This is a genomic window from Collinsella sp. HCP28S3_B9 (assembly GCF_052066095.1).
Classification (GTDB): domain Bacteria; phylum Actinomycetota; class Coriobacteriia; order Coriobacteriales; family Coriobacteriaceae; genus Collinsella.
Map to the genome: position 1 here is coordinate 22,122 of NZ_JBQHST010000032.1, position 6,191 is coordinate 28,312.

5 protein-coding genes are annotated in these 6,191 nt (G+C 61.1%); 2 read left to right on the forward strand and 3 right to left on the reverse strand.

Features of this window, described 5'->3' with window-relative positions:
* Window positions 1-77: 77 nt before the first annotated feature.
* The 3 genes from ACTNBB_RS07870 to ACTNBB_RS07880 form a co-directional block, all read right to left on the reverse strand.
* Window positions 78-1,601 (reverse strand): C69 family dipeptidase, encoded by a 1,524-nt coding sequence (locus ACTNBB_RS07870; protein ID WP_441057669.1) that lies wholly within the window; start codon window positions 1,599-1,601, stop codon window positions 78-80.
* Window positions 1,602-1,700: 99 nt separating this feature from the next.
* Window positions 1,701-2,555, reverse strand: coding sequence for a bifunctional 5,10-methylenetetrahydrofolate dehydrogenase/5,10-methenyltetrahydrofolate cyclohydrolase (locus tag ACTNBB_RS07875; RefSeq protein WP_441057666.1), 855 nt, complete (start codon window positions 2,553-2,555; stop codon window positions 1,701-1,703).
* Window positions 2,556-2,557: 2 nt separating this feature from the next.
* The gene (locus ACTNBB_RS07880) at window positions 2,558-3,190 is read right to left on the reverse strand and encodes a cyclodeaminase/cyclohydrolase family protein (RefSeq protein WP_427727505.1); all 633 of its coding nucleotides are present in this window, start codon (window positions 3,188-3,190) and stop codon (window positions 2,558-2,560) included.
* A gap of 251 nt (window positions 3,191-3,441) precedes the next feature.
* Between ACTNBB_RS07880 and ACTNBB_RS07885 the strand changes: the two genes are divergently transcribed.
* Together ACTNBB_RS07885 and ACTNBB_RS07890 are read left to right on the forward strand one after the other, a co-directional pair.
* Complete coding sequence (locus ACTNBB_RS07885; protein ID WP_441057663.1) at window positions 3,442-3,606, forward strand: hypothetical protein; 165 nt, start codon at window positions 3,442-3,444, stop codon at window positions 3,604-3,606.
* Between the two features lie 44 nt (window positions 3,607-3,650).
* Complete coding sequence (locus tag ACTNBB_RS07890) at window positions 3,651-6,113, forward strand: phosphatidylinositol-specific phospholipase C (protein ID WP_441057660.1); 2,463 nt, start codon at window positions 3,651-3,653, stop codon at window positions 6,111-6,113.
* Window positions 6,114-6,191: the final 78 nt, after the last annotated feature.

Here is a 6,191-nt window from a genome sequence, read left to right on the forward strand (position 1 = left end):
TTTGTCACCGGGATAAAAATCGAGCGAGGCAAAGCCTTTGACGGCGTTTGCCCCGCTCGCTCGTTGCAAGGTTATCTTTACCTTACGTTATCGTTCATCGCGAAGGAATTCTTCATGGCACAGCTCGTGGTGTAGAGCACCTTGCCCAACAGGGCATCGGTCTCCACGCGCACAAGCTCGGCAAAGGCCTCGTTGGCGCGGGCGAGCTCGGCGGGCACCTCGGCCTCGGGCAGTACGGCGACAACGGCGTCAACGTCGTGAATCTGCTTGTGGCCCATGCCGCCGACCTTCTCCTGATAATCCTCGACCGCGCGACCGCACTCATGGAAGCGGACATCGGCCAAGGCGCCAATCAGGCGATTCGCCCAATAGAAATTCTCGGACGTCACGCGAGCCTGCGTGTCGGCATAGTACTCGGGCATGGTCTCGACATTGGCGTACAGCGGCACAAGCGCGTTAAACGAGTTAGAGCCAAACGCCATCCACTGCACGGCGCGATACGCCGGCTGCGCATAGGGGCGCAGCTGCAGCACGGCGAGCTGGCTGTTGCGGTTGATGCCGATGGGACGATAGGCGCCGCGCGTGGCGGGCGTACCCTTGCTGCCGTAGCAGTCGTACTCCGTGCCCTGGTAGTGGCTCGAAAGCACGTACTTGATGTCCTCGAGGGTCACCTTGCGCTCGGGCACGCGGCTCCAGGGAATGTCGTCGCTCTCGGGCGTGTAGTCGGCGTCGGGACCGTCCCACACATCGCTGGGGTTGAGGCAGCGCTGCATGTACCAGGCGCGCGGCGTGTTGTAGACGTGGTCGCTGTCGCTGTGCGAGCCAAAGGCCTCGCGCGGGTTAAAGACCGCGGCGGGACCGTCGCCCTTAACGCCCAGCGTCAGGTCCAGATGCCACTCGGCCATCCAGGAGCGCAGGTCGGACGAGCACATGTGGTCGACCTGCGCGCCCTCGGCGTCGTCCAGGTCAAAGCTGTCGATACCCAGCTGGTTGGGCATGGTCACATAGGCGTCGTCGGGTACGCGCTTGGCAATCCAGTGGTGGCCGCCGATGGTCTCGAGCCACCAGATCTCGTCAACGTCACTAAAGGCGATGCCGTTGTTCTCGTAGGTGCCGTAGCGCTCGAGCAGCTCACCCAGAATACGCACACCGTCGCGGGCGGATTTGGCGTATGGCAGCACCAGGGTCACCATATCCTCCTCGCCCAAACCGCCGGGCTGCGCCGGCACATAGCCGTCCTCGCCCTCGTTACCCTTGGCGGGCACGAAATCCACGAGCGGATCGGCGCCGCGGACGCGCTCGTTGGTGGTGAGCGTCTCGGTTGCGGACATGCCAACATTGAGCTCGTTGAAACCGGCCTCGGCCCAAATGCCATGACCCGGGACAACGTCGGGGACGCTTGTGTAACGCATGGGATTGTCGGGCAGCTCAACGGTCAGGTGGCTCAGGACACTCGTGTAGACACGCGGCTGCTCGTCGGGATGCACTACGCGCATGCGCTTGGGCTCAAATACCCCATTGGGCGAGTCCTCGTTGCGGGCAACCAGCGTCGACCCGTCATAGCTCGCGTTCTTACCGACCAAAATCGTTGTGCACGGCATGCGCATCCTCCTTGAGCGAAAAAATCAAACGGCAATAGTGTATCGCTTTGGTGCAAAAAGGGCGAAACCACGGCCTCGGCAGCCCCCGTGGTCAAAAGCCTATTTCGATGTACGCTCGGCCGCTTCGATCACGTGTTTGGCGAGAATCGCGGTGGTCACAGCCCCCACGCCGCCCGGCACGGGTGTGATGGCGTTAACGATCGGCTCCGCAGCATCAAAATCGACGTCGCCGACCAGCTTGCCAGCGGCCTCGTCCCAGTTAATGCCCACATCGATGATCGTCTGACCCTCGCGAACCGCATCCGCGCCAATCGTGCGCGCGCGTCCAACGGCCGCAACCACTACATCAGCCGCACGACACTCGGCAACAAGGTCGCGCGTATGCGTATGGCACGTCGTCACCGTGGCATTGCGAGCCGTAAGCATGGCGGCAACGGGACGGCCAATCACCAGAGACCGACCGACGACCGCGACCTTGGCCCCATCCAGCTCAACACCGTAATGGTCCAGCAACGCCAACACGGCCTCGGCCGTGCAAGGAGCAAAGCCCTCGCCTCGCCCCGAAAGCGTGGTAAGTAGCGAAGCCGGCGTCATGGAGTCGACATCCTTGGCGGGATCGAGTGCCGCGGCAACCGCATCCTCGTCAAGCCCAGCGGGCAGCGGGCGAAACACTAGGCACCCATGAACGGCGGGGTCGGCATTGATGTCCTTAATAGCCGCCAGCAGCTCATCCTGCGAAGCATCGGCGGGAAGCAAAACGCGGCGAGCATCGATGCCAGCCTTTTCACAGCGCTTGAGGGCGCCGCGCTCGTATGATAGATCGTCCTCGCGCTCGCCCACACGAACGATGGCCAGCGTCGGCACAACGCCGCGTTCGCGCAGGACGGCGCAGCGAGCAGCGAGTTCCTCGGTCAAGGCACGGGCAACGGGAGCACCCTTGAGCAGCTCTGCCATGGCTATCCCCTCTTCCTGGCTGCGTCGGCGGCGCGGCGCGCCAGCGCATCGGCGCGCGGCAGCCACGTATCCAACAGATCATCGCACGCTGCCTCGAGCTCCTCGGCGCGCGCCCGGTCTTTCATAGATGTGGTGTTGGCAAAGAGCGTCAGGCTCGCACCCTGCATGGCGGCGCGGCAGAACACGGCACCGCACGCCACGTCGGACAGCAGCTGGCGCGAACCCTTATCGGCCATGTCCTCGAGCAGCGCCAGCGCGCGCCCGCAGGCATCCATAATGCGATACGGTGGCATAGCCGCCACGTGCAGCGCATCCTGAATCGCAGCCGGTCGAGCCGGATCGTCACGCGGAATACCGTACGCCGCGGACACCTGCCCGTAGGCACGAACGTCCTCGGCGACCAGGTCCACAAGTTCCTGCGCCAACTCATCCGCCCGGGCAAACGCGTGCGCCAAATCGTCCGCTCGATCGGCAAGCGCAGGGTTCGTCGCCCCGTAGCGCGCGACCATCCCGCAAAGCGAGGCGCCCAGCGCGCCCACAAAGGCGCTCGCGCTACCGCCGCCGGGAACCGGCTCGCGCGCGGCAAGTGCCTCGGCAAATCCGCGACAGGTTTTATCCATCATCTCTTGGCTCATACGCACGCACCTTCAAGTCATATAGATCGGTCGGGCGGCAACCGCCGGCCAACTGTATCGATCAAGTAATGGTGCTAAGTCTAGCCCATAAGCACATGAGCGTCAGCGAACCTGGCCATCGCGGATTTCTATGACACACGATAGGCGTCGGCACCGCAAGCATGGGACACATGGCCCACCCGCGCGAGCCGCCCGCGCGTACAGTAAAGGCAGGTAATCCATGGGCGGTTACAGATCGAGGAGACACGATCATGAAAAACTTTCTTATGCCGGTAGCCGACGAACGCGAGGATGCCGGAACCACCCTAAATGTGGCAACAGTACGAAAACGGCAGGCACCCCAACACGTCCGCCCGCCGATTTATTGCGCCGCGCAGACAATTAAACCGGCTTCTTTAAACGTCTGGGCAGTATAGTGGCCACAACGAGCGCGCAGCCGCACCCTGCGAATGGAGGAGTTATGACCGAACATCACGCCATCAGTCGCCGAGCGTTTACGCTGGGCCTTGGACTTGCAGCGTTGTCGCCTCTGGCAAGCCTGCCCGAAACCGCCATGCTGGGCATTAGTCCGCGGACAGCCTTTGCGGACGGCACGGCCGATCCAGCGGCCAGCCTCGACAAGTTCGTCATTCGCCTTCGCCCCGCGGGCTATTTTCGCACCGCGAGCGTCAACGAAGACGGCAACGTCATCGGCAACGTCTGCCACCTATTTAATGACGGAACGTCCAGCAAGCTCATCCTTGAGCACGTAGCGACCGATACAGATAATACAAAATGGTATGCCATCCGCACCCTGCTCAATTTCGAAGAGCACAAGAAGACGGGCTACAGCATTTGGTCGGTCGATGGCGACTCGGACGAAGATGGAAAGGTCATCCACGTATGGAGTGGCGAGCATGACGACAAGCCCAGCCGCTCTTTTGCGTTCGACCGCCAGCAAGACGGAACCTACATCATCCGAGACCGCACAAACGAGGACAAAGACTTTAATTACCTGGCCATAGAAAAGGACGGCAAAGACCAAGACGACAACAAGATCTGCCACAAGAGGACGAGCATTCCGTGGGAACTCGAACTTGTCGGTTACGACATGGGCGAGACCAATGCCACAGTTAGCAGCATCGACTGGACCACGTATAGCAGCTACATCGACGGACCATGTTGGATGAGCCACGTCGACGACAACAAGTACCTCGACGAGCTGAGCATCCCGGGCACGCATGATACGAGCACCTGCAGCGTCGACAACGACACCGAGCCCCAAACCTCGCTTGTAAAGTGCCAGCAGGATTACATACCCACGCAGTTGCTCGAAGGCATTCGCTATTTTGATATCCGACTCGGAAAGAACAACGAGCACGACAACCCCGGTATCGTCCATGGAGGATGCTACCTGTTCAAAAAAAACGGGCACTATATGCAGCTCTCCGATGTCATCGGTTACTTCAAAACATTTTTGAACGAACACTCGTCAGAAGCGCTCATCATGCTTGTGTCACGAGGCAACAACGAAGCCACCGACGAAAGTGCTACGACGGCTTTCGCCAAGGTTATGGACGATAATCCCAATCTGTTCTACACGTCGAGCCACGTTCCCACACTGGGCGACGCGCGCGGAAAGATCGTCCTGCTGCGTCGATTTGGACTCGCCGGCAGCAGCGCAAACGGCCGCACGTGGGGCCTCGACCTCACCGAATGGGACAAAAAAATCGCAGCACACTCCGACAGCTCCTCTATGTGTCTCGTCCAAGACGTGCGAGGCTTTGAGACTACGGGCAATGCGGGCGACAAAGAGCCCTATTGCACAAAGGTATATGCCCAAGACCATTACAGCTGCACGGGATCCAGTAAGATAGCATGGGTCGATAGCGCCCTGAAGGCAGCGTCCGAACTCAAGCGCAACACCGTAGATATCACTGCCGCGGATGGAACAACGATGCAGGCAACGGAGCGCTGCTGGTCTATCAACTACACCAGCTGCACGCAAAACAACCCTTTTACCGCAGCGCGAGTGGTCAACGAGCATCTGTACAAGAGCCCGTACATCAATCCCGACGGCACCGAGGAAACAGAGCCAGATTACCTCAAGCACATTGGCATCATCGCATCCGACTTTGTTGATGCAGCGCTGGCCCGGAGCATCTATCAGCGCAATTACGATACGGAGCACAAGCAGACGGCTTCGTACCACCTCCCGACCCGCATGCGCATGACGTACGGCGACTCGCTGAGCGATGCCTCGCTCCAGGATGGCAAGACCGCTGGCGAGGGCTATTTCCGCCTCGTCGACAGCAGCAACGTACTCAACGTGGCGGCTTCGGGCCATGTGTTTGAAATCGTATATGTGGATGTCGACGCCTTGGGCAACAAGACCGTTACGGCGCTGCGGGGCTCCGTGCCCATCGATATCGATCCGCGCGCGTTGACACCCCATTTTAAGGGGCTCGAGGGCCTTAAGGCCGGCGAGGACGTGCGCGCCAAGATTACGGCATCACTCGAGGGCAAGCTCGAAAACGATGCCTGCACCGCCCAACTCGAGTTTATGCACGATGCAAACGGCGCTCCGGGAACAGCGATGGCCGAGGGTGAGGCATTTGCCGCGGGAACGTACTGGGTGCGTGCGAAAAAAGACCTGTTGGGCGACGCGGCGCAGAACTACACGCTCGCCAGCGACGGAGCCGCAAGCTTTACCGTAGCGGCCTCGGACAGTGCAGGCGGCGCCGGCGCCAACGCGGGCAGCGCGAACAAGAACGGTAAGGGCAACAAGGGCAAGGGCTCGGGCGGAAAGCTCGCCGACACGGGCGACGGCTCTGGCATTGCCGCCGGGCTCGCTGCCGCCGCCATAGCTACAACGGTCGCCGGCGCAGCAATGCTTGTCAACGACCGCGAAGACAGACACTATGACCCAATCCGAGGGCACTAAAAAGATAGGAGCCCCCGCTCGTGACCGCGGGTCGGGGCTGCGACAATGATGTTGAAGTGCCATAGGCGCAGCCGCGCC

Bases quoted from the DNA above. Each gene is read 5' to 3' on its own strand.
- ACTNBB_RS07880 (WP_427727505.1), bottom strand. From the start codon at position 3,190: ATGAGCCAAGAGATGATGGATAAAACCTGTCGCGGATTTGCCGAGGCA.
- ACTNBB_RS07885 (WP_441057663.1), top strand. From the start codon at position 3,442: ATGAAAAACTTTCTTATGCCGGTAGCCGACGAACGCGAGGATGCCGGA.
- ACTNBB_RS07890 (WP_441057660.1), top strand. From the start codon at position 3,651: ATGACCGAACATCACGCCATCAGTCGCCGAGCGTTTACGCTGGGCCTT.
- ACTNBB_RS07870 (WP_441057669.1), bottom strand. From the start codon at position 1,601: ATGCCGTGCACAACGATTTTGGTCGGTAAGAACGCGAGCTATGACGGG.
- ACTNBB_RS07875 (WP_441057666.1), bottom strand. From the start codon at position 2,555: ATGGCAGAGCTGCTCAAGGGTGCTCCCGTTGCCCGTGCCTTGACCGAG.